We start from the raw sequence: 23,605 nt of genomic DNA, 5'->3' as shown, positions 1-23,605 counted from the left end.
CCGTAGAACAGGATAACGCATGGCAGCTCATCCTCTGGCGGGAGAACTCAGCCCGGCCGAGCTTCTGATAAACATTCCGCAGCTTATATCCGCCTATTATCTGGAGCAGCCGGACATGACCGATCCGGCGCAGCGGGTAAGTTTCGGCACGTCAGGACATCGCGGCAGCGCGCTTAACCACGCCTTTAACGAAGCGCACATCCTCGCCGTAACACAGGCGGCATGCGATTACCGCCGCAAATGCGGCATACGCGGCCCGCTTTTCATGGGTAAGGATACCCACGCCCTGTCGGAACCCGCCCACTGCACGGCGCTGGAAGTGCTCGCCGCCAACGGCGTCACCGTACTCGTGGACCACAAGGACGGCTACGTCCCCACCCCCGTTATCTCGCACGCCATCCTCTGCTACAATAAAACCCGCAAGGATACCGCCGCGCAGGCAGACGGCATTGTCATAACGCCGTCGCACAATCCCCCGGAAGATGGCGGCTTCAAGTACAATCCGCCCCACGGTGGTCCTGCCGATACCGATGCCACCGCATGGATAGAACAGCGGGCCAATGCGCTGCTTGAGGCAGGAAACAACGATGTGGCACGCATTCCCCACCACAAGGCCCGCAAGGCCGACACGACACAGTACTACGACTACATCACCCCGTATGTGCGCGATCTGGCCTCCGTTCTGGACATGCAGGCCATACGCTCCTCAGGTATCAGGATAGGGGCAGACCCGCTGGGCGGCTCCTCCCTTGCCTACTGGGAACCCATCGCGGAGCAGTACGGGCTGGACATCACACTTGTGAACAGGGAAGTAGACCCCACCTTCCGGTTCATGCCGCTGGACAAGGACGGGAAGATACGCATGGACTGCTCGTCTCCCTGGGCCATGCGCAACATGATCCGCCTGAGCGATGCATACGACATCGCCTTCGGCAACGACGCAGATGCAGACCGCCACGGTATCGTCACCCGCTCAGGGCTGATGAACCCCAACCACTATCTTGCCGCCGCCATCCAGTACCTCTTCACGCACCGCAAGGGCTGGCGTGCAGATGCCGCCATAGGTAAAACCCTTGTCTCCAGCTCCATGATAGACCGGGTGGGCAAGGAACTGGGCAGGCCCGTGTGCGAGGTTCCCGTGGGGTTCAAATGGTTTGTGCCCGGACTGCTGGACGGCTCCTGCGGCTTCGGCGGGGAGGAAAGCGCGGGAGCGAGTTTCCTGCGCCATGACGGAACGGTCTGGACCACGGATAAAGACGGCATTCTCCTCAACCTGCTGGCGTGCGAAATGCTCGCCGTAACCGGCAAGGACCCCCACCAGTCCTACGCCGCCCTGACAGAACGCCACGGCACGCCCATTTACGAACGCCTGCAGGCTCCGGCCAATGCCCGCCAAAAAAAGGTACTCAAAAACCTTTCGCCCGATGCAGTCCGGGCTGAGCACCTTGCAGGCTACCCCATAACCGCCAAGCTCACCCACGCACCGGGAAACGGTGCCGCCATAGGCGGGCTCAAGGTGGTTACGGAAGCAGGCTGGTTTGCCGCCCGCCCGTCCGGTACGGAAGACGTTTACAAGATTTACACAGAAAGTTTTGCCGGGCAGGACCACCTGCGCCAATTGCAGGAAGAGGCCGGAACCATAGTGGCAGATGCGTTCAGGCTTGCGGAAAACCCTGTGCCCGGACTTGCGAAAGGATAGCGTATTGACGCCTCTGAATCCGGGGAGTACTGTTTCCCCGGCATGTTCCCGACTATTCTGGAGGGTAGGAATGAAGTTTCTGATCGTGGATGATGACTTTGACAGCCGCAGACTCGTGCAGAAGATATTGCACCCGTATGGGTATGTTGATGTGGCAGCAGACGGTGAGGAAGGCGTAGAGGCGTTCCGCACCGCCCTCAAGGATGGCGAACCGTACGATGTCATCACGCTGGACATCATGATGCCCAACATGGACGGGCAGGACACCCTGCGCGAGATCCGTGAAATAGAAAAGGAAGTGGGCGTCCCTGCGGAAAAAGCCGCCAAGGTCATCATGATTTCCGGCCTTGACGACTCCAAGGAAGTGCACGACGCATTCTTCCTCGGGCACGCCATAAGCTACATGGTTAAACCCATCCGAAAGCAGACGCTGCTGGACGAAATCCAGTCGATGGGTGTCACCTTGGAAAAATCCGCCGAGTAGCCTGTGAAAACAGTATTCCCCGGCCAGCCCCACCTATGTGTGTGCTGGCCGTCTTTTTTTGGTCACGGTGCTGCTTCTGGCATATTTTCCCTCTTTTTTTGCTGAAAACGCACATACACCCTTGCTCATCCCGGTGAGCAAATGTATGCAACAGCAACGGCAGCCACAGGCTGCCCCAAACCACACAACCACAACACCAACCCACCAAGCAGGAGGCGTAACCTCATGAAAACCCCTGACAATCTTTTGTACAACAAAACCCACGAATGGGCCGACATCGATGGAGACATAGCCGTCGTCGGCATCACCGACTTCGCACAGGAACTGCTGGGCGACATCACCTTCGTGGAACTCCCCGGCGTGGGCGATACCGTAGCCGCCGGTGCCGAAATGGGGTCCATTGAATCCGTCAAAGCCGCCAGCGAGCTTTACGCTCCCGTCAGCGGCGAGGTCATCGCCGTAAACTCCGCGCTGGAAGACTCCCCCGAAAAAGTAAACGAATCTCCCTACGAAGAAGGCTGGCTCATCAAGGTGCGCATTTCCTCCGAACCCGGCAACCTGCTCTCCGCCACGGAATACGCAGAACTCGCCGCCAGCGAGGAACATTAACAGGCTGAAAAAGTCGTTTCAGCAAGCCGCGTAAAAAGGTACAATGCCGGGTGCAGAGAATGTGCTGAAATACGGTGTATGTTGCCATACGCCCTATCCGTACATCTCCCGCAAAACCTGTGCACATTGCCTTTGTAAACGGCTGTTGCACGACATTTCGCCATCGCCCTGACCGTTGTGCCGTGCCGTCCGTGGACAGCACGGCATGGCGTCATGCGTATCGCGTGTTCTTGTCACCCGGCTCACCGCCGGATGCGCCCATCGTTCCTCAACCCTGCCGGCGCCGTCAGGTGCTCTTGCAGGCCACAGGAGGCCATATGCCTTTCGTTCCGCACACACCGGATGACCTCAAAACCATGCTCGACGTCATCGGCGTCAGAACCATGGAAGACCTGTTCGCAGACATCCCCGCCGCCATGCGCCCCAAAAGTTTCGACCTGCCGGAAGGCGTCAGCGAAATGGAAGTCTGCTCCCATCTGGAATCCCTCGCCGCCAAAAACCGCACAGACCTCGTCAGCTTTCTCGGTGCCGGGTTTTATGACCACCACATCCCCAAAGCCATAGAAGGCCTCATCTCGCGCGGCGAATTTTACACAGCCTACACGCCCTACCAGCCGGAATCCTCCCAAGGCACCTTGCAGGCGATTTTCGAATTTCAGACGGCGGTATGCCGCCTCACAGACATGGATGCCTCCAACGCCTCGGTATACGACGGCGGCTCCGCCATATTCGAAGCCATGATGATGGCCGTTCGCGCCACCAAGCGCAGCAAGCTCGTCATCTGTGAAGCGGTAAGCCCCATCTACCGCACCATGCTCGCCTCCTATACGTCCAACCTCAACCTCGCCTTTGTCACCGTCCCCCATGTGGACGGCATGACAGACATAGAGGCCCTCAAATCCGCCATAGACGAAGACTGCGCCGCCGTTGTGGTGCAAAACCCCAACTTCTTCGGCAACATGAGCGACTTTACAGACCTCTTCGCCCATGCCCATGCCAAAAAGGCGCTGGGCATCGTTTCCGTCTACCCGGTCATGCAGTCGGTGCTCAAAACCCCCGGAGAAATGGGAGCCGACATCGCCGTGGCAGAAGGCCAGAGCCTCGGTCAGCCGCTGTCCTTCGGCGGTCCTTACCTCGGCATGATGGCCTGCACGGAAAAGCTCATCCGCCAGATGCCGGGCCGCATCGTGGGCCGCACGGAAGACGTGGACGGCAAGGAAGGCTACGTGCTCACCCTGCAGGCCCGCGAGCAGCACATACGCCGCGCCAAGGCCACGTCCAACATCTGCTCAAACCAGGCCCTGTGCGCCCTGCGCGCCCTCATGCACCTGTGCCTGCTCGGGCCGGAAGGCCTCATCCGCACGGCGGAACTCTCCATGGAGCGCGCCCACTACCTTGCAGACCGCCTCACTGCCATTCCCGGCGTCTCGCTCCTGAACGACGCCCCCTTCGGCAACGAGGTGGCCGTGCGCCTGCCCATCAGCGCCTTTGAGGCCGTGGACAAGCTTGTGGAGCGCGGTTACGTGGCAGGCTTCCCCCTCGGCAGGTACTACAAAGACATGGACAACGTCCTGCTCATGGCCTGCACAGAGAAGCACACCTTTGAACAGGTCGGCATTCTGGCCGAAATGCTGGGAGGAATACTGTAATGAAGACCGTCTTCGCGCAATCCGTTCCCGGACGCTCCGCCTGCCTGCCGCCCATGCCGGAAGAGCGTGCGGAAAGCTTTATCCCCAAAAACCTGCTCCGCGCCCGCAAACCCGCCCTGCCGGAAATGAGCGAGCTGGATGTGGTGCGCCATTTTTCGCGCCTCAGCCGCCTGAACTACGGCGTAGATTCAAACTTCTACCCGCTCGGCTCCTGCACCATGAAATACAACCCCAAATTCACGGAGCATGTGGCCGCGCTGCCGGGTTTCGCCTCGCTGCATCCTCTGCTTCCGCAGATAAAAAGTGCCGGTCTGTACACGCAGGGCGCGCTTGAGGTCATGTACGAAGCCGAACGCCTGCTGTGCGAAATCACAGGCATGCACGCCTTCACGCTACACCCCATGGCCGGGGCGCACGGCGAACTTACGGGTGCCATGCTCATCGCGGCCTATCACAAGGACAAGGGCAACAAGAAGACCAAGGTCATCTGCCCGGACTCCGCCCACGGCACCAACCCCGCCTCCGCGGCCCTTGCCGGGTACGAAGTCGTGAATATCGACTCCAAAGACGGCATGCTGGACCCCGCCGCGCTGGAAGCCGTGCTCGATGACGAAGTAGCCGCGCTGATGATGACCTGCCCCAACACGCTCGGCCTGTTCGAAAAGCACCTGCCACAAATCGTGGAAAAGCTGCGCAAGGTAGATGCCCTGCTCTATTATGACGGTGCCAACCTCAACGCCATCATGGGCAAAATGCGCGTGGGCGATGTGGGCTTCGATGTGGTGCACCTCAACCTGCACAAAACCTTCGCCACCCCGCACGGCGGCGGCGGTCCCGGTGCCGGTCCCGTGGGCGTGTCCGAACGTCTGGAACCCTACCTGCCCATCTCCCGCGTAGACAAGCTGCGCGACGGTCGCTTCTACCTGAACTACGACTACCCCAAGTCCATCGGCTTCATGGCCCCCTTCTACGGTAACTTCGGCGTGGTGCTCAAGGCATACGCCTACATCCTGCGTCTCGGCGGCGAAGGCTTGCGGCGCGTGTCCGAATATGCGGTGCTCAATGCAAACTACCTGCGCAAACGGCTGGAAGAGCACATGCACATTCCCTACAACCGCATCTGCATGCACGAATTCGTGGCCTCCGCCTGCGACCAACAGGCCGCCTGCGGCGTACGCGCGCTGGATATCGCCAAAGCGCTGCTGGATAAGGGCTACCATGCGCCCACCATCTATTTCCCGCTCATCGTCAAGGAATGCATGATGTATGAGCCCACGGAAACAGAGAGCAAGGAAACGCTGGATGCCTTTGTAGACGACCTCATAGAGATTCTGGAAACCGCCAAGCGCGATCCCGTGGAACTGCAGCAGGCACCGGTAAAGACCCCCGTGCGCCGGCTGGACGAAACCAAGGCCGCCCGCGCGATGATCCTCATCGACCCGGCCTAGGATACCGCCATGAGCTACGATTGCATCGTCATAGGGGCGGGCCCCGGCGGCATGAGAGCCGCCATGCAGGCCGCACAGGCTGGCCTCAGCACCGCACTGGTAGAAAAGGAAGATCTGGGCGGCACCTGCCTGAACTGGGGGTGCATCCCCACCAAGCTCTTCCTCGGTGCGACGGCGGCAGGCCCCATGCTGCATGTCCAGCAGAAGCTGAAAGGGGCAGAAGGCCACCTGCGGTTCGATCTAGCCGCCATGCAGCAGCGCAAAGACCGCTTCCTCAAGGGCAGCCGCACAGCCGTAGGCAAGCAGTTGCAGGCGCTGGGCGTGGATGTGTTCAGCGGAACAGCCGCCTTCCGTGGCCCCGGCACCCTTGCGGTGACCAATGCGCAAGGCACAACCGAACTCGCATTCGCACAATGTGTCGTGGCCACAGGGTCCATGCCCGCAGCCTTCCCCGGTCTGGAGCCGGACGGCGACTGCGTGCTGCACTCCTCCCATGTGCTCACCCTGACCGAAGCCCCGGAATCCATGATCATCGTGGGCGCAGGTGCCATCGGGCTGGAAATGGGCGACTTCTTCAGCCGCCTCGGCACAAAGATAACCATCGTGGAAGGCATGGACCGCCTCGCTCCCACGGAAGATGCGGATATAGCAGATGTGCTGACCAAGCAGCTCAAGCGCGAAGGCTGGACAATCCACACAGGACGCAAGGTTGCCTCGCTCAGGACAGTGAACGGTACCGCCGTGCTGACCTTTGAAGATGGCGAAACCCTTACCGCTGCCAAGTCGCTCATGGCCGCAGGCCGCAAGCCCGCAAGCGCGGGTTTGCAGATAGAGGCTGCTGGCGGAACAACGGTCGGGTCCGGCTGGATCAAAACAGACGGCTGCCTCAGGGCGTCAGATACGGTATATGCCATCGGCGACATAAACGGCCGCACCCTGCTGGCCCATGCGGCGGACCATCAAGCCCGGTACGCGGTGCGGCATATGTGCGGCAAGGAGCAGGCGGAATATGCTTCCGGCCCCATGCCTGCCTGCATCTACGGGCATACAGAGGTCATGCGCGTAGGTACCACGGTGGCGGAACTGAAAGCGGCGGGCAAGTCCGTGGAGGTGTCTGTATCCCAGCTTATCGCCAATCCCATTGCGCAGTCATACGGCACCACGCATGGGTTTGTGAAAGTGCTGTGGGTAGAAGGCAAAATGGCGGGTATTGCCGCCGTGGGGCATGGTGTGTCGCATCTTGTGGCGGCTGCCACCATCATGGTTGCGCAGCAGTGGACAGAAAAAGATGTGCATTCCATTATCTGGGCGCATCCCACGTTGGATGAAGCGCTGGAGGCAGCGGCTACAGGGCCAAGGGTTGTCGTGTAAATACGTCTGGTTAGAGAGATTATGAAAGAAGCCGCCCATCGCGAGTTGGGCGGCTTCTTTCATTTACTCAAAGCTGCAGTCGCAACCGTTGCGTTGTGCATTGCTAATGCATTCGGACTTATTGACATATCCCTCTGTGGATGCTCCCACTATACGCCCATTCGATGCCGTTCTGCGCCATCTCCATTTTCCTGCGCTGTCTTTATACAACTCCCAAGTATCATGATCGGTTCCAACACATTTGCTCATTTGAGCCTCCTTGAAATATTTTCTATATCGATATATCTATGCTCGAGTTTATGCAACATTTCCTTGAAGCCTAATAGACATTCCATAAAAAAAGCCGCCCCTTGCGGGGCGGCCTCATAATCACTCGGTTGCCGTAGGCTCAGAACTACTTCTTAAGCCAGGGCATCATGTCGCGCAGACGCTTGCCTACCTGCTCAATGGGATGAGCAGCTTCAATGCGACGGCGGGCGGTAAAGGTGGGGTAGTTCGCCTTGGCTTCAAGGATAAAGTCCTTGGCAAAACGGCCGTACTGAATGTCTTCCAGCACGCGCTTCATTTCCTTCTTGGTTTCCTCGGTAATGATGCGGGAACCCGTCACATAGTCGCCGTACTCGGCGGTGTCGGATATGGAATGACGCATCTTGGCAAGGCCGCCTTCATACAGCAGGTCCACAATAAGCTTGGTCTCGTGCAGGCACTCAAAGTAAGCCACTTCGGGCTGATACCCTGCTTCCACCAGCGTCTCGAATCCGGCCTTGATAAGCGCGCTTATCCCGCCGCACAGCACTGCCTGTTCGCCGAAGAGGTCAGTCTCGGTCTCTTCCGAGAACGTGGTTTCAATAACGCCGGAACGCGCGCCGCCCACACCCTTGGCATAGGCCAGTGCCTTCTCCCGTGCCTTGCCAGTTGCATCTTGGTGGATGGCAAACAGACAGGGAACGCCGCCACCTTCGGTGTAGGTACGGCGGACGAGATGGCCCGGGCCCTTGGGTGCGACCATAAACACGTCCACATCCTTGGGGGGAACAATCTGGTTGAAGTGGATGTTGAAGCCATGCGCAAACACAAGCGACTTGCCTGCGTTCAGGTGCGGCTTCACGTCATTCTCATACACGGCGGCCTGAGACTGGTCGGGGAGTAGGATCATGATCAGGTCGGCCTTGGCGGCGGCATCAGCCGCGGACATGGGCGCAAAGCCGTGTTCCTTGGCAAGCTCATAGTTCGCGCCACCGGGGCGCTGACCGACAATGACGTTCACGCCGGAATCACGCAGGTTCTGCGCATGGGCGTGGCCCTGGCTGCCATAGCCGATAATGGCCACGGTCTTGTCCTTCAAGACTTCCAGGTTTGCATCCTGTTCATAATAAACCTTCATTACTACTCCCTGCCGCGCAAAACGCGGCGCACACGTTTAGGTTGCGGGTATAAAAAAACCCGCCTGAGAGCCGACCGGCACTCAGGCGGGTTGCCTGGCGTTGTTGTCTAACTCTCGGGTTGCATGGAACGGCGCATAGCCACGGTGCCGGTCCGTGCAATTTCCTTTATGCCGAAACGCGATAGTAGCGCGATGATCGCTTCAATCTTTCCATGGTCGCCCGTGGCTTCTATGGTCAGTTCGTTCATGCTCACATCCACCACCTTGCATCGGAATATGTCGGCAATGCGCAGTATCTCCGCCCTGCGGCTGTCTTCCGCATAGACCTTCATAAGTGCCATTTCTCGCTCTACGGCAGCCAGGTCCTGAAAGTCAACAACTTTAATCACCGTCACCAGTTTGCGGAGCTGTTTCACAATCTGCTCCACAATCTGATCATCCCCGGTGGTGGTTATGGTCATAAGGGATACCCCCTGCTCAAGGGTAGGCGCAACATTCAGGGAATCCACGTTAAATCCGCGTCCACTGAAAAGCCCCGCCACCCGCGAGAGCACCCCCGGTTCATTCTCTACAAGCACAGATAACACGTGACGCATGGATACCTCCTACACCAGCAGCATTTCTTCAAGGGAGGCACCGGCAGGCACCATGGGGTACACATTTTCCTCGCGCGCCACCTGCACGTCAATTATGCAGGTATTGGGCGCGGCAAAGGCCTGCTGCAACACGGGCACAAGCTGCGCTTCTTCCGTCACCCTGAACCCCAGCGCACCATAGGCTTCCGCCAGCTTCACAAAGTCGGGCTGCGCATCCATGCAGGTGTTGCAGTAGTTCCGCTTATAGAACAGCTCCTGCCACTGGCGCACCATGCCCAGATACCCGTTGTTCAGGATAACAATCTTCACAGGCAGGTTGTTGCACACGGCGGTCATCAGCTCCTGACTGTTCATCTGTATGGAGCCGTCTCCCGCAATGTCTATCACCAGCTTGTCAGGAAACGCCATCTGCGCCCCTATGGCCGCAGGCAGTCCGTAACCCATGGTCCCCAGTCCGCCGGAGGTAAGCAACGTCCTCGGCTTTCTGAACTTATAAAACTGGGCAGTCCACATCTGGTTCTGCCCCACTTCCGTGGTGATAATGGCCTCGCCCCCGGTAAGCTCGAATATGGTTTCCACCACCTTCTGCGGCTTAAGCGTACCGTTCTTGATGTAGGTAAGCGGCTGTGTGGCACGCCACTCATCCACCTGGGCAATCCACTCCGCATGAACACCGGCCCAGTCCTTTTCCGCAAACCGGGCATTCACAATTTCCTGAATACCGGCAAGGGCCTGCTTACAGTCGCCCACCACAGGCACATGCACTTCCACATTCTTGCGGATAGAGGTGGGGTCAATGTCTATATGGATGATCTTCGCTCCCGGCGCAAAGGAAGAGAGCTTGCCCGTCACCCGGTCGTCAAACCGCGCACCGGCGGCGATAATCACATCGGCGTTGCTCACAGCCTTGTTCGCCGCATACGTGCCATGCATTCCCAGCATGCCCAGCCACAGGGGGTCGTCACAGGGAAAAGCCCCAAGCCCCATAAGGCTGCCAACCACCGGCATGCGCAGTGACCGGGCCATTTCACCCAGTTCCGCGCTGGCGTTGGAGGTAATAACCCCGCCCCCCACAAACATGAGCGGCTTGCGGGCAAGCAGAATATGCTCGGCAGCACGCCGCAACTGGTTCAGGTTGGGCTTGTATGTGGGGTTATAGCTGCGCATCTTTATGTCTTCAGGATAACTGAACTCGCACAGCCTGTTCTGAACATCCTTGGGAATATCCACAAGCACGGGACCGGGACGCCCCGAGCGCGCAAGATAAAAGGCTTCCTTTATGGTGGAAGCCAGTTTGTTCACATCCTTCACCAGATAGTTGTGCTTGGTGCACGGTCTGGTGATGCCGACAATGTCCACCTCCTGAAACGCATCGTTGCCGATGAGCGGCGTGGGTACCTGTCCTGTCAGAACCACCAGCGGAATGGAATCGCAATATGCCGTGGCAATGCCGGTCACGGTGTTCGTGGCACCCGGTCCGGAGGTGACAAGACACACCCCCACCTTGCCGGAAGCACGCGCGTATCCGTCCGCCGCATGCACCGCGCCCTGTTCGTGGCGCACAAGCACATGCCTTATGTTCTCATGCCTCGGAAGCTCGTCATAGATGTCAATAACGGCACCACCCGGGTAGCCGAAAAGAACATCAACCCCTTCCTTCTTGAGGCATTCCAACAGGATTCTGGCCCCAGTCATTTCCATTTATGCCTCCGCATTGCGGTATTTTTCAAGCAGCATATGAAGACGGGTTTTCCCGTCCAGCTTAAGCTTTTTTATTTCCTTCAGGGTCAGTTCCTCGGCAGGCGTACGGAAGGATTTGTTCTCCAGTTTTTCAAGCTGTTTCTTGTAGATGATGTGCTCATCCCAAAGGGTTTTCAGTTCAACATCTTGCGGAAGAAACTTTTCAAGCAATTCGATGTCTCTTGCTTCCATAAGCCTGTCTCCTTCCTTTGGAGGTTATTCAGCACCGCCCATGCACAGCGAACTCCACACGGGTTCTTCTGCTGACTGTATACGAATCCTCTTCTGACGGCTTGTCTGGCCCGCCACCAGTTCCAGGCGGCTCGGCCTCACAGTCAGAAGTTTCGCAACAAAATCAAGGAGCGCCCTGTTGGCCTTGTTGTCCACCGCAGGCGCGTTGAGACGAATCTTCAAACGGCCCTGATGCACGCCGACCACCTCGTTCCTTTTCGCTCCCGGCTGCACCCACACCAGCAGCGAAAAGCCGCCGTCAGGCTCCGGGAGCACATACTCCGGCACATGCATGCTCAACTATTGTTCGTCTTCAGGTAGGCCACCTTCTTCTCGGCTGCGCCCGCCTGTTCCTCTTCCCGGCGGCTCAGGTCCAGAAGATGCTGGTGCGAGTCAATAACCGACTGCACCTTCATCTCAAACTGAGCGCGAACCTTCTTAAAGGAATTTATCTCCTCATGAACCTTCGCAAGGCGCTGATGCCCCTGATTCATCAGGTTCTCCGCCTTGGCGTAGGCTGCATCCAGAATAAGCTGCGCCTCGCGCTGCGCCGTGGCCTTAAGCTCGTCCGTCACCCGCTGCGCCGTGAGCATGGTATCCCGCAGGGCGCTTTCCCGCTCCCTGTAATCCCGCAGGCGCTCCTCCATCTCGGCCACACGAGCCTCAAGTCCGGCCCTCTCCTCGCTCAGGCGGCCAAGCGTGTCGGCAATCTCCAGCAGGTAGCGGTCCACCTGCTGGGCATTATACCCACCCACGGAACGGGGAAACTTCATGTTCAGGATATCAATGCGGCTGACAGACATGATCCCTCCTTACATGGCTCCCGCAAACTGGTACAGCGAGCGCACAACAAACATCTTGATGAACTGGATGCCGAGCAGCAGCACCACGGGCGAAAGATCCAGCCCGCTGATATAGGTAAAAGGCAACCACTTTCTCACTCTGTAGAAAGCCGGTTCCGTAAGGCCACGGATAATGCGAACAATGGGATTGTACGGGTCCGGATTAACCCAGGAGAGCACCGCCGATGCTATGATGATCCAGAAATACAGCGACAGAATCGCGTCCAGAATCCCGGCGATGCCCATAAGAAAATTTCCTGCTATCAACTCCATGAATCCTCCGTATGAACGAGGGGGCATGCCTGCCGGTAGGCTGATGACACCCCTTACTGTGCATATTTCCATTTCCTGCAAGCCGAAATCAAGCAAAAAATGCAAAAGCTGCGGATTAAAGAAAAAAAGAAACCTAAACCGAAGAGTTACAGGCAGTTCGGCTGCGCCTTCCACTGCAGGAACGCACGCCGCACACTCCAGAAATCCGTCACATGTCTGTGCGCGTGGAGCCCTTCGTTGCGGAATGCCCAGAAAGGTATGCCCGCTCCCGCTGCCGCCTGCTGGTCTGCATGGGAGTCACCAATAAAGGCAACCTCTCCGGGAGCCGTGCGCCATGCTTCCAGAATCCTGAAAGCTCCTTCAGGATGCGGCTTGCCCCGCACCTTCTGCGCCGTGATAACCGGATGAAAGAACGAGGAAATACTCCACCTATCCAGCACCAGTTCCATGGAGTTGGTTCGGTTGGTGTATACCGCCATGCGTATGCCCAGCGCCCGCAGCGTCTGCAAAAACTCAAAGAGTCCCGGCTCCGGGCGCATGTGCGGCATAATCTCCTTCACATAGTCCACGGACCGGCGCGCTTCCGGAATTTCATGCCACCGGCTGCGGGGAATGATGTGCTCAAGCGATGCCCCCACCGTAGCCACGTGCACATAGTCTTCCTGAGCCGTTGTCATGGGCGGCAGGTCCATGCGCTCAAGAATGCGGTTGTAGTATTCAACATTGCACTGGCGGGTGTCGAACATCACGCCGTCGCAGTCAAAAATGACTCCGGCTATGCCCAGCGGGTACGCCTCGTCAAGATTATGCGGAGTAACAAACACAATGCGCGCCCCTTAACGAACCGCAGAACAAGGCAGTCTGCTGTGTTGCGGCAAACCCTGTTCAGACCCGCGCCCCCCTCGGCATACGGCAGCCCTGAACATATGCTGCGTCTCGTTTCTTATCATTTGTGAACGGCCCGTAAAACATGTCGTTCAGCCGAAAAACAACATTTCCCTGTGAAAAAATTCTCGCCTGTGAAACAACATTCACCTGTGAAACAACTCTCTTCTGTGAAACAACGTTCACTGTGAAACAACGTTCACCTGTAAATGACATTCACCTGATAAATGACATTCAACAGGAAAAAATTCCGTCATTCACCCGGAACCAGTTCGGCAACGCCCTGCACACGGGAACAGAACAGCAACCGCACCTCACGGTCCAGCCACGGGCGGGATTCAGGAACACGGCTGTGCCCCAGCAGCAGCCACGCGGGAATGCGCGCCATAGAAAGTGCTTTCGCGGTAGCGGGGCACACTCCCAACTGGGCAGCAATATCCGCATCCGGCGGAACAATATCCGCTACATCCGCCACGGCACCCACTATGCGGGCATCGCCTGTGATGAATACAGCCTGCACAGGCGCAAACCGCAGCATGGCGTCAAACACGGTGCGCCACGCCATGGGTGCCACATCCTCCGCGTTGTCCGCGCCCTTGGACACCGGCGTGCCCAGCCCCACCGCTTCTGAAAGTTCAGAAAATTCCTCGTCCGCATCCTCAGCGCCTATGGACGTCCGCAACGATGCAGCAGCCCCGGCAAACCTATCCTTCAACTGCCGCAGTTCGTGCACCCGTGCTTCCAGACTCCACGCCAGAATCAATGCCTTCTGCGCTGCCGCCGCAGAGTCACGCGGGGCCGGTGCCGCTATCCTCTTCTTTCCCTGTCCGGCAGAACCGCCCGAACCGGCAGAATTGGCAGAACCGGCTGTCCCGCCCGAAGCTCCCTGCGAGCCGGAACCAATGCCCCCGGCAGACTCAGAGGAAAAAATATCCTCATCGTCAAAGCCTTCCAGCACCCCGGTTTCCGCAAACCGTTCCAGTTCCGCCATCTCACTGCGCAACGCCCGGTCGCCGGAATAAGGGTTCTCATCCGGCTGCAGGGCCAGCGTCACCAAATCTCTGGTGTTCCGGTACCCTTCACCGAGCGACAACATATCATTCAGATACGCCCGTGCTTCTGCAGGAGAAAAAACCAGCTCCGGCGATACAAAAAACCTCTCCCCCGCTGCCCCGGGCAGCCCCGGTGAAACAAACTGCACACACTGCGGCAAACCGGAACAGGCAAGTTGCGGTTGCAGCCCCGGAACATGAAAAATTATGGGTGTCGTGTTCATTGTCATTTCTTGTCTCAGGTTTCTGCGGTCATTTTTTACAGCAAGCACTGCCGGGTGCCGACTCGCGCGGTACAAACCGCTGGCACCTCCCCTCACATACGGGCATCAGCAGCACACAGGCATGGTCCATCGAATACATGCAGCCGATGGCGGCAACCAAATCCGTAAACGCCCCGTCCGGCGGGTCCGCTGCACCGCCCTCTTCTTCCGCACGTCCTTTTTCGTCCTGCGTTCGTCCACCTCCGCCACAGCCTTTGCAGCCTCCCCCGCGGGGGGCAAACGCCGTGCAACCGGCTCCCGGCGCGGGCATCGTGGCACAACGCCCCTGCCACATGCCCCCCAGTTCGTCCATGGAAAGAGAAAACCGCTCCCCCTGCTCCATCAACAAATCATACGCCGCCACATAGCGCACAAGCTCACGGCAGTGCCAATTGGTTTCCAAACCGGGATTCAGCCTTTCCGCATGCAGGCAGTGCCCGACAGCATACAAAGCGCACCGATCACCCGGCATGCGCAGCACGGCGGAACATGCTGTTTTTTTTGAGGATAAAGACACGAACTCCGCTACCCCTTAGCCACGGCAAAGGGCCACATTTCCATGCCGCCATCCAGAACGTACAGATCAGAAGCACCCAATCCGCGCAGATGGCACGCCACGGAATAGGCGGCATCTGAAGTGCGACTTATAAGCACAATGGGAGTAAATCTGGGCACTTCATCCTGCAGCCGCTTCTTCAACTGTGTGAACGGAATATTGTATGAATCCGGTATATGTCCGTTTTTCCATGCAATATTGTCGCGCAGGTCCAGCATAAAGAAGTTGGCCCCCGCCTCTTTGGAGGCAAGCAGCTCGGCTGCGGAAACGCCGTATACTCTGTACAGCAGCTTGTTGGAAAGAACTGCAGCCGCACGGACCAGCAACTCACCGCCTCCTCCGGCGAAATCAAGCGTCGCAAGACGCTCAACCATCATGGACGCGGCAAGGGCAGTGACTACACCATTGGCGATGGAATCCGCCCATTGACACCCTTCCTTGGCAACAATCTGTGCACCAAGAATCGCATGGGAATGCTTGTCGCATAGCAGCTTTACGACAACAGGATCTCCCTGTTCCGATGCAAGGCCGGGGGATGATTTCAACAGGCCAAACTCCGGCTCAAACCCAGCCTCCACAGCTTCCTTATGCGTCAACCCAACCTTGCAAGCCAACACACCCGCACCTGAGAAGCGCAATGTTCCGGCACAGCCACCCCAGCTACCGTTCTCGCTCACAAATCCGGCGAGATGGTTGGCCACCACCCGTGCCGATGCAAGCACCGCTTCATCTCCGGAGGCAATGGCAGGAACCGCCTGTCCCAAAGGCTGCCCGGAAGCCTGACCCGGCACCTGAAGCGGCAGCCGCGGCAGGGCTACCCCGGAACCAATTATATACAACCCATCGGGACCACAGTGAAAATGCTCGTCCACTGCGATAAGGCCGGAAGCATCCAGTTCAACTCCCTGCTCTGCAATAATGGGGTGCAGCGCGCGCTGAGGTTCCGTCCAGAAAAACACATCGCCTTCCACCACTCCGCCCCGACCGTCCTGAACTGCCTGAAGTGCGCCGCTCTCAGACAAAACCGGCATAAGCGACTCCAGCCGAACTGCAGACCAGTCTTCGACGGTAAGCCTGCCGTTTCCTGCTCCCGCCATCCTGTCCATCGCTTCCCACATGTAGGCATCGAATCCGGCATCGGAAGTACGCACCCAAGTGACGTTAAGGCCGGCTTCCAGCAACGGAGCAAGAAGGCCAAGAGAAGTCGCGCCGCCCACAATGACGGCCTTTTCCGGAGCGGTTTCCGCTATCCACGCATCCAGCATGCCTCCATCTTCAAACGGCCACGGAACAACATTTTCCGCCGAATGCAGTGCACGCGGCAGGCGTGGCGAGGCATCCACCTCCAGCACCACCTGATTGAACCGTATCTGGATAAGGCCACGGGAGGCCTGAACAGTCACAACTTTTTGGGCAAAATCGATCTGTACGTTTCGCGCCTTGATAACTCCAACCTGACGCGCCTCCATCATGGTTTCTGAAACCTGACGGGCTGCCGTAATGCGTGCAAAGGGTCCGGAACCGCCCGTTGCACGTTCTTCGCCACCGGGAATGACGAGGTTAACTTCCACCTCCGGGGCAAACCGCTTTATGCGTGCGGCCGCCTTGGCACCCGCAAGACCGGAACTGACTACGACTATGCGTTGCATGAAAACCTTCCTCTCAAATATGGTTTGTTTCATCCCTGCAGCATGGGTAACCTTGAGGGTGACTGGAACACCGATAAAACCCTTGGCTGCAGCGAGAGCACTCTTGTCATTGCAATATGTTATGCACCCTACACGCTCATGGCTTCGGGCACAAGTGAAGGAAAACACCCTGTATGCCCAATGCCGCGTGAGAATATATTTCTCGCTAGCTGCTGCTAACGAAGTCCGGGCTTGCAATTACAGCCAGTTAGCGGAAGGAATACCCGCCGCAAGCGGGACTTTCCCTTGACCTTAACCCTCCCCCTGTGTATAGCCTGCATCAATATCCCACGGAGGCAATGTATGTTCGGATTAGGTATGCAAGAAATTCTGTTGATACTCCTTGTGGTACTGATCGTCTTCGGTGCCAACAAGCTCCCCGAAATCGGCGGCGGACTTGGCCGCGCGATTAAAAATTTCAAGAAGGCCACCACCGAGCCTGACGAAATCGATGTGACCCCTTCCTCCAAAAAGAAGAAGGATGACGACGAAGCCTAGTCCACAGACATCTGTTCCGCCTTATTCTCGTGATTACGCTCATAAGAAAACCCGAAGGGCCAACGCTCTTCGGGTTTTGTTATTACGATTGCGGTACCGGAAAGTCATGGGAGTGCGCCCCCTTCATAGCGAAAAACACCGCACAGGCCCCTGTTCGCAATCATGCAAAGGGTCTGGGTCGAGAGAAAAAGCAATGACTTTTGGCGCCTTATCTGTCCTTCAGTGAGTATGAGAGGCGCCGGTTGGCAGCATATTCGGCAAGCCGTGATTCCAGACGCGCCTTGTCCAGCACGGTGACCGTCCAGCGGCCGGATATACCGGCGGATTCCATGCGCACATCCTGAAGGGAAACTCCATCCAGCACGTCGGTCCATTCCAGCAGCATGGTGTCAAAGGCCTCAACTCCGTCCGGCGTGAACCACCCCTCAACGCCCAGTACCACAGAGGACGTCTGGACGGAAGAAGCCGCCTGCGCTGCAAAGAGACTTCCCCAGGCCTTGTTCCATGCCTCTTCCAACTTAGCTGCCTGCGCAAAGCGGGGTGCGCCCGCTCCATCATGCAAAGAAATTGCCCACAGCTTGTTCGCGTACTCCAGACGTAACTCTAACCGCGCACCGGAGTCCGGACGCACACCGTAGAGCACATGCAACCTGCCCAGCGCTTCCCATGCCTCCGAAGGCAAGGTACCGTAGACAGGCTTGTAGCCGACCGGCACGGAGAGGGTGGCGGGAATGCCGAGCCTGCGCAATTCCTGCCTCACTGCATCGCGGTTCACCTGCACGTCAACGGAAAGGACCTTTCCCCCTGGTGCTTCCTCCACTCCCAGTTCGGAGTAGCTGACCACAAAGGACGTCGCTCCGGGTACAAGGTGCTCACGCAGAAGAACCAGTCTCTCTTCGGGTATCCCGCCGTGTGTCAGGTCTGAAGCCTCAGCGGCAACAGCTTCCGCAAAGGCAGCAACACGTGCCGCATCTCTGGTTGCTGGCGGCGGAGAGGTAAATCGCCCATCAGCCGGAGGCGTTTCGTACCACATTGCCTGCACCACGCGTGCATGGGCAGCAGGCGGAGACACAAAGCCCCCCCCTGCGCACAACATTACAGCCACCAACGCTACGGCGCGGAAAACCATACTCAACATGTCCGTCCCGCCTTCTATTTGGCTAGCAGGAGCACTCATCGGGAAAAGCCACCTGCACCTGCTCCACATCTTCACCAGCACGACGATCTATCGAGCCAATGACCCAGGCTGGCTGGTTAAGGGCTTCCAGACGCGCCATCACATCTTCCTGAATATCCGGGCTGACAATAAGAACATAGCCTATGCCCGTGTTAAATATCTGCAGCATTTCCGGCCATGAAAGGTTATCCTGTTCCTTCAGCCATTGGAATACCGGCGCAATATCCCAACTGCCAAACTTGATATTGGCCTGTACAGTAGAGGGCAAAACGCGCGGCAAATTGTCATAAAATCCACCGCCGGTAACATGCACCATGCCCTTAATCTCGAAATCCCGCTGCAAATTGCGCACGGTTTCCACATAAATGGCGGTGGGTTCCAGCAGAACATCCGCAACCGTGCGCTCCGTGCCGGGGAAAATGTCATTCCCGGACAGCCCGCTTTGCTCCAGAATCTTGCGGATAAGCGTAAAGCCGTTTGAATGCGCGCCAGTGGATGCAAGGCCGATGACGACATCATGCACGCGGATTCCGCTGCCGTCCACAATGCGGGAGTTATCCGCTATGCCAACGCAAAAACCCGCCAGGTCGTATTCGCCGTCTGCATACATGGAAGGCATTTCTGCGGTTTCACCGCCCAGCAGTGCCGACCGGGCACGGCGACAACCTTCCGCCACTCCGGCAACTACCTGTTCCGCCTTGTCCACATCCAGCTTGCCTGTTGCGAAGTAATCCAAAAAGAACAGCGGCTTGGCACCCTGAACAAGAATATCATTCACACTCATGGCCACTAGGTCGATACCCACGGTATCATGCTTATCAAACAAAAAGGCCAGCTTGAGCTTGGTTCCCACACCATCTGTGGAGGCAACGAGCACGGGGTCCTCCATCCCGGAGAGGTCAGGCTTGAACAGACCGCCAAACCCTCCGATATCGGAAAGCACACCGTTGGTATGGGTGTTGGCAACAATGCTTTTGATTCTGTTCACAAGGGCGTTACCGGCATTGATATCCACCCCCGCCTCGGTGTACGCTCTCGCACGATCTTCAGGCATGTACATAGCTCCTTACACAGCGTATCTTCTAGATTTTCGGAAGCCTTTAATAGGCGTTTAAGCCCCAAAGAGCAAGGAGAAGTCGCATGTGCTTATTTTTTCTTACAATACAAAATGTTAGCAAAACAGTACGCACTTTGGGGGGCTTTCTGCTTGTCATGGCGTTTTTGCTGCCTTTCCTGCCACTGAACCTGGCGGCCGGACAGCAATCCCCTGCCGAGCACAGAAAGGACCCGGTCCTCGGCACGTCGTCTGGAGGAGTATTCATTGGCCGTGACGAAAATTCGGGCGACCCGGTAATGCGCACGGCACCACTTCCGAGATACGATGCCAATGCCACGGATGATATCATGAACCAGCCCGCAATCAACATTGAAATAGCCCCTCGCCTCAAGTATCCTGCACCATCAAAACCCTAAGTCAGGAGAGGGGCATGATGTACCCGGCAGCCATGTGGAAACCGCTGAAGGATGCAACAGTGCAGTGCTGTCTGTGCGCACACGCCTGCGTCATCAGGCCCGGCAAGAAAGGACAATGCGGGGTACGCAGCAACCATGACGGAGCACTCTTCACGGAAACGTACCATGCTGCCGCAGCCCTTAATCTTGATCCGGTGGAAAAAAAACCGCTGCATCATTTCCTTCCCGGCAGCGCAACCCTGTCTTTGGGGACCATGGGCTGCAATATGCGTTGCGATTTCTGCCAGAACTACTCCCTTTCTGCTCCTCCACGCACAGGCAAGCCGATTACCGGACAATCCATTCCTCCCGCCATGCTGGTGGCGGAAGCCTTACGGTGCGGGGCAAAATCCATCTCCTACACCTACTCAGAGCCAACGGTTTTTTTTGAACTCATGCAGGATACAGCCCGCCTTGCCGCAGATAACGGCCTGCTCAACATAATGGTCTCCAACGGATTTCAGAGCACGGACTGTCTTAATGCCCTAAACGGCCTCATCCACGCCTGCAACATTGACCTTAAAGCGTTTTCCGACGTCTTCTACAAGGAGCGATGCGGCGCGCGCCTCCTGCCTGTTCTGGAAAACCTGCGCCACATACGCCGCATGGGGTGGTGGCTGGAAGTAACCACACTGCTTATCCCGGATGCAAACGACACGGATGCTGAAATACGTGCCATGGCAACCTTCATCCATGATGAACTGGGCAGCGATGTGCCCTGGCACATATCGCGCTTCCATCCTGCCCACAAAATGCTTTCCACACCGCCCACCACGGCGGTTCAACTGGAACAGGCATGGCAGATAGGTAAAGACACAGGCCTTCACTATGTATACATCGGCAACCTGCACGGGCACCCTTCCGAGCACACGTCTTGCCCTTCATGCGGAAACATTGTAGTCCGTCGAACCGGCTACAAAACAACCGTTTCGGGCATTCCGGCATGCAGCAAATGCGGCGTGCTCATACCCGGCATATGGAATTCTCCTCCTGGGAGCGGTAAGGCATGATTCTCGTATACACCGGCAACGGCAAGGGAAAGACATCAGCGTCTGTGGGGCAGACCATTCGCGCCCTCGGACAGGGCTTTGTCGTAGCCTTTGGACAGTTCATGAAACGGGCAGACCAAGCGGGAGAGCAGAAGATTCTGTCTTCGCTGCTGAAGGAACGCTTTCATGCCGAAGGCAAAGGCTTCCTCACGCGCCCCGACCAGTTCGCCGAGCACAGAGAAGCCTCGCTTCAACTGCTCCTCTGGGCTACGCATCAACTGGAAGACGTGGACATGCTCGTGCTGGATGAGGCGCTTTACGCCTTGAAAACAGGCCTTCTCCATGAAGAGGAACTGCGGAGCCTGGTCGATCAAGCCCGGACTCAGGAGGCCCATCTTGTGCTCTCCGGCAGAGATTGCCCGCAGTGGCTGACGGACGCGGCGGACACGGTGACGGAGATGACGGAAATTAAGCATCACTACGCGCAGGGCATTCCCGCGCAAAGAGGCATTGAATTCTAATGGATCCCATGGTGCCGGTGCTGAATACAGAAGCTGCGCTGCACCGCATGTGCGGCAACACGGAACTGCTCCGCCTGCTCCTGGACACCTTTCTGGAAGACGCTCCCGGCAAGGTGCAGCGCATCCAAACCTATGCAGAAGCAGGAGACGCCTTTCACGCCTCCACGGAAGCCCATGGGCTGAAAGGTGCCGCAGCCACTGTGGGAGCAGAGCGCATTGCCCAACTGGCTCAATCTCTGGAAAAACTGCTCAGGGAATACATGCCCCCCGCCGAAACTCCCCGGAACCATCATCAGAAGGAAAGAACAGACGCCCAAGTCCTGCCGGATGCCACGCGCCCACCCCTTTTTGCCGGGCATGAAGGGCAAACCTTTCTCGCCATGCTGAACACCATCAGCGAAGAACTGGAGCGCATCCGCACATTTCCGCTTCCATTCTAATTGCCCGCACCCGGGGACCGCATCACCACCAGACTGCCGGATCCCTGCTTCTTGCCTGATAACCTGCCCGCCAACGTCACGCTGCAAATGAATGCTTAAAGGCGATTGCTCCGCTGTCCATGCCATTCGAGGCACCAGGCTCCCTGATACAGAAAACAAAAAGAGCTTACAGACAGTATCTGCAAGCTCTTGATTGTCGTATGGTCGGAGAGACAGGATTCGAACCTGCGACCCTCTGGTCCCAAACCAGATTCTTATGTTTCACAGGTTGTCATACTTTTTTATTTATTATTAAATTTCAGTGAAATATAAATTGCATGTTTCACAGATTTTCATTGAAAATCACCATCCATTCAACTATTTTGGTAGGGAGATGGTAGGGAGAATTTACCATTTTGCGACCCTCTGGTTCTGATGGCAAAATTGATATTATTGACTTTTTTGTTACATAGTAGATTGCAGGAGCGAAGATGAGTAAGTCCAAAAGAGAGCGTACGGACTACCCCGGTGTGTATGGCACACCACACCCGACACGCAAGCACGGAATTCGTGCTGATTTATATATTGAAATCACTTATAGACTTGATGGAAAAAAGAAATGGGAGGGGCTTGGGTGGACATCCCAAAACATGACCCCTCTCAAAGCGTCGAAGATCCTTCATGACCTTAAGGAAGCGCACAGGACAGGTAAAGGCTTACGGACGGTTGCTGAGCAGCGGGAAGTTGCTGCAGCTGAAGCAAAGGAAAGAGAGGTGGCCAAACAGCAGGCTGAGCGTGACGCCACAACGTTTCAGGAATTCTGGACTGATTGCTACCTTCCTCTGCAAGGCGAGAAGAGTGCTCGTTCCCGGGCAACGGAAGCATCTCTATGGAAACTCTGGATTGCACCGCAGTTGGCAGAGATTTCTTTGCTCAAGCTGGTCCCGTTTCATCTGGAAAAAGTAAAGCAGGAGATGATTAGGGCTGGTAAATCCCCTAAGACAATCAAGTACGCCATGGGGGTGGTTTCGCAAGTGTGGGGCTTGGCTCTACGTGATGGGTACGTTTCTGCGCCTTTCCCCGGTCTTCAAGTTAAGCTTCCCCAGAAAGACAACCAACGGCAGCGCTTCTTGACGCCTGCTGAAGCCATGCTCTTGCTGAAAGTGTTGGCTGAGCGTTCTCCAACATCTCACGACATGGCTGTAATTTCATTGTTTTCCGGGATGCGCTTTGGCGAGATTGCTTCATTGGAATGGCAAGATATTGACTTCCCTGACGGACGTATTTTGATCCGGGATACGAAGACCTCGCAAAACCGTTATGTATTCTTGACCAGTGAAATAACAAAGGTGCTGCGAAATCGCCATTCTGGACAGCGAAGCGGCTTGATATTCACCAGTCGCACCGGTGGTAAGGTTGATCGCATTTCAAAGGCGTATTCCCGCACTGCAGACGATTTATTTAATGAAGGCGTTGCTGACTCCCGACAGCGTGTTTGCTTTCATACCTTGCGGCACACCTATGCGAGCTGGCTGGTACAAAAGGGGGTGGACCTCTACAGCGTAAAAGAGCTCATGGGGCATGCTGACTTCAAGATGACCACGCGGTATAGCCACCTCGCCCCCGAGGGGCTGAGGCGGAAGGCCAAGGTGCTTGAAGGAAGTTTGGAAGAGAAGGCAGAGGTTTGGACAGGAGTTTTGAAGGGTTCTTGCTAAAAAA

General features: G+C 57.0%; 26 protein-coding genes. 12 read left to right on the top strand and 14 right to left on the bottom strand.

Annotated features, from left to right (window positions below; translation table 11 throughout):
• The first annotated feature begins 19 nt into the window (after positions 1 to 19).
• From pgm to HUV26_RS00185, 6 genes are all read left to right on the top strand, one after another.
• Positions 20 to 1,699 (top strand): phosphoglucomutase (alpha-D-glucose-1,6-bisphosphate-dependent), encoded by a 1,680-nt coding sequence (gene pgm, locus HUV26_RS00210; protein ID WP_174408089.1) that lies wholly within the window; start codon positions 20 to 22, stop codon positions 1,697 to 1,699.
• A 70-nt stretch (positions 1,700 to 1,769) separates the two neighbouring features.
• Entirely contained in the window at positions 1,770 to 2,183 is a 414-nt protein-coding gene (locus tag HUV26_RS00205; protein WP_174408088.1) for a response regulator, read from the top strand.
• Between the two features lie 225 nt (positions 2,184 to 2,408).
• Entirely contained in the window at positions 2,409 to 2,792 is a 384-nt protein-coding gene (gcvH, locus tag HUV26_RS00200) for a glycine cleavage system protein GcvH (protein ID WP_174408087.1), read from the top strand.
• 317 nt (positions 2,793 to 3,109) lie between these two features.
• Positions 3,110 to 4,441 (top strand): aminomethyl-transferring glycine dehydrogenase subunit GcvPA, encoded by a 1,332-nt coding sequence (gene gcvPA / locus HUV26_RS00195; RefSeq protein WP_174408086.1) that lies wholly within the window; start codon positions 3,110 to 3,112, stop codon positions 4,439 to 4,441.
• On the top strand, positions 4,441 to 5,889 hold the full coding sequence (gene gcvPB, locus HUV26_RS00190) for an aminomethyl-transferring glycine dehydrogenase subunit GcvPB (RefSeq protein WP_174408085.1): 1,449 nt from the start codon (positions 4,441 to 4,443) through the stop codon (positions 5,887 to 5,889). Before gcvPA ends, gcvPB begins: the two co-directional genes overlap by 1 nt.
• A 9-nt stretch (positions 5,890 to 5,898) precedes the next feature.
• On the top strand, positions 5,899 to 7,260 hold the full coding sequence (locus HUV26_RS00185; RefSeq protein ID WP_174408084.1) for a dihydrolipoyl dehydrogenase family protein: 1,362 nt from the start codon (positions 5,899 to 5,901) through the stop codon (positions 7,258 to 7,260).
• A 63-nt stretch (positions 7,261 to 7,323) separates the two neighbouring features.
• Here the strand turns inward: HUV26_RS00185 and HUV26_RS00180 are convergent, their stop codons facing one another.
• From HUV26_RS00180 to HUV26_RS00125, 12 genes are all read right to left on the bottom strand, one after another.
• Positions 7,324 to 7,509 (bottom strand): YegP family protein, encoded by a 186-nt coding sequence (locus tag HUV26_RS00180; RefSeq protein WP_174408083.1) that lies wholly within the window; start codon positions 7,507 to 7,509, stop codon positions 7,324 to 7,326.
• Between the two features lie 145 nt (positions 7,510 to 7,654).
• The gene (gene ilvC, locus HUV26_RS00175) at positions 7,655 to 8,644 is read right to left on the bottom strand and encodes a ketol-acid reductoisomerase (protein WP_174408082.1); all 990 of its coding nucleotides are present in this window, start codon (positions 8,642 to 8,644) and stop codon (positions 7,655 to 7,657) included.
• A 107-nt stretch (positions 8,645 to 8,751) separates the two neighbouring features.
• Positions 8,752 to 9,240, bottom strand: a complete 489-nt coding sequence (gene ilvN / locus HUV26_RS00170) for an acetolactate synthase small subunit (protein WP_174408081.1) — start codon at positions 9,238 to 9,240, stop codon at positions 8,752 to 8,754.
• 9 nt (positions 9,241 to 9,249) lie between these two features.
• Positions 9,250 to 10,941, bottom strand: a complete 1,692-nt coding sequence (ilvB, locus tag HUV26_RS00165; protein ID WP_174408080.1) for a biosynthetic-type acetolactate synthase large subunit — start codon at positions 10,939 to 10,941, stop codon at positions 9,250 to 9,252.
• Entirely contained in the window at positions 10,942 to 11,172 is a 231-nt protein-coding gene (locus HUV26_RS00160; protein ID WP_174408079.1) for a DUF465 domain-containing protein, read from the bottom strand.
• A gap of 24 nt (positions 11,173 to 11,196) precedes the next feature.
• The gene (locus tag HUV26_RS00155) at positions 11,197 to 11,505 is read right to left on the bottom strand and encodes a DUF167 domain-containing protein (protein WP_174408575.1); all 309 of its coding nucleotides are present in this window, start codon (positions 11,503 to 11,505) and stop codon (positions 11,197 to 11,199) included.
• A gap of 2 nt (positions 11,506 to 11,507) precedes the next feature.
• A complete protein-coding gene (locus HUV26_RS00150; protein WP_174408078.1) occupies positions 11,508 to 12,014 on the bottom strand; it encodes a DivIVA domain-containing protein in 507 nt (168 codons plus the stop codon).
• Between the two features lie 9 nt (positions 12,015 to 12,023).
• Positions 12,024 to 12,326 carry a YggT family protein gene (locus tag HUV26_RS00145; RefSeq protein WP_174408077.1) on the bottom strand — a complete coding sequence of 101 codons (303 nt, stop codon included), beginning with the start codon at positions 12,324 to 12,326 and terminating at the stop codon, positions 12,024 to 12,026.
• 146 nt (positions 12,327 to 12,472) lie between these two features.
• Positions 12,473 to 13,150, bottom strand: coding sequence for an HAD family hydrolase (locus tag HUV26_RS00140; RefSeq protein WP_243451192.1), 678 nt, complete (start codon positions 13,148 to 13,150; stop codon positions 12,473 to 12,475).
• A gap of 314 nt (positions 13,151 to 13,464) precedes the next feature.
• Positions 13,465 to 14,307 carry a hypothetical protein gene (locus tag HUV26_RS00135; RefSeq protein ID WP_174408076.1) on the bottom strand — a complete coding sequence of 281 codons (843 nt, stop codon included), beginning with the start codon at positions 14,305 to 14,307 and terminating at the stop codon, positions 13,465 to 13,467.
• A 208-nt stretch (positions 14,308 to 14,515) separates the two neighbouring features.
• On the bottom strand, positions 14,516 to 14,929 hold the full coding sequence (locus tag HUV26_RS00130; RefSeq protein ID WP_174408075.1) for a hypothetical protein: 414 nt from the start codon (positions 14,927 to 14,929) through the stop codon (positions 14,516 to 14,518).
• 122 nt (positions 14,930 to 15,051) lie between these two features.
• Positions 15,052 to 16,731 (bottom strand): rhodanese-like domain-containing protein, encoded by a 1,680-nt coding sequence (locus tag HUV26_RS00125; protein WP_174408074.1) that lies wholly within the window; start codon positions 16,729 to 16,731, stop codon positions 15,052 to 15,054.
• 342 nt (positions 16,732 to 17,073) lie between these two features.
• Here HUV26_RS00125 and HUV26_RS00120 point away from each other — a divergent pair, with 342 nt between their 5' ends.
• A complete protein-coding gene (locus HUV26_RS00120; RefSeq protein WP_174408073.1) occupies positions 17,074 to 17,268 on the top strand; it encodes a twin-arginine translocase TatA/TatE family subunit in 195 nt (64 codons plus the stop codon).
• Between the two features lie 208 nt (positions 17,269 to 17,476).
• Here HUV26_RS00120 and HUV26_RS00115 read toward each other — a convergent pair whose 3' ends face one another.
• Complete coding sequence (locus HUV26_RS00115) at positions 17,477 to 18,406, bottom strand: hypothetical protein (RefSeq protein ID WP_174408072.1); 930 nt, start codon at positions 18,404 to 18,406, stop codon at positions 17,477 to 17,479.
• A 22-nt stretch (positions 18,407 to 18,428) separates the two neighbouring features.
• Entirely contained in the window at positions 18,429 to 19,499 is a 1,071-nt protein-coding gene (purM, locus tag HUV26_RS00110) for a phosphoribosylformylglycinamidine cyclo-ligase (RefSeq protein ID WP_174408071.1), read from the bottom strand.
• A gap of 86 nt (positions 19,500 to 19,585) precedes the next feature.
• On the opposite strand from purM, the gene HUV26_RS00105 reads away from it, so the two are divergent.
• From HUV26_RS00105 to HUV26_RS00085, 5 genes are all read left to right on the top strand, one after another.
• Complete coding sequence (locus tag HUV26_RS00105) at positions 19,586 to 19,918, top strand: hypothetical protein (protein ID WP_174408070.1); 333 nt, start codon at positions 19,586 to 19,588, stop codon at positions 19,916 to 19,918.
• 14 nt (positions 19,919 to 19,932) lie between these two features.
• Positions 19,933 to 20,967 carry an AmmeMemoRadiSam system radical SAM enzyme gene (gene amrS / locus HUV26_RS00100; RefSeq protein ID WP_308483132.1) on the top strand — a complete coding sequence of 345 codons (1,035 nt, stop codon included), beginning with the start codon at positions 19,933 to 19,935 and terminating at the stop codon, positions 20,965 to 20,967.
• Complete coding sequence (locus tag HUV26_RS00095; RefSeq protein ID WP_174408069.1) at positions 20,964 to 21,467, top strand: cob(I)yrinic acid a,c-diamide adenosyltransferase; 504 nt, start codon at positions 20,964 to 20,966, stop codon at positions 21,465 to 21,467. Before amrS ends, HUV26_RS00095 begins: the two co-directional genes overlap by 4 nt.
• A complete protein-coding gene (locus tag HUV26_RS00090) occupies positions 21,467 to 21,907 on the top strand; it encodes an Hpt domain-containing protein (RefSeq protein ID WP_174408068.1) in 441 nt (146 codons plus the stop codon). Before HUV26_RS00095 ends, HUV26_RS00090 begins: the two co-directional genes overlap by 1 nt.
• A gap of 470 nt (positions 21,908 to 22,377) precedes the next feature.
• Entirely contained in the window at positions 22,378 to 23,601 is a 1,224-nt protein-coding gene (locus HUV26_RS00085; RefSeq protein WP_174408067.1) for a tyrosine-type recombinase/integrase, read from the top strand.
• Positions 23,602 to 23,605: the final 4 nt, after the last annotated feature.

It is taken from the genome of Desulfovibrio psychrotolerans, from assembly GCF_013340305.1.
Classification (GTDB): Bacteria; Desulfobacterota; Desulfovibrionia; order Desulfovibrionales; family Desulfovibrionaceae; genus Halodesulfovibrio; species Halodesulfovibrio psychrotolerans.
This window is presented reverse-complemented; position numbering and strand designations above follow the sequence as displayed.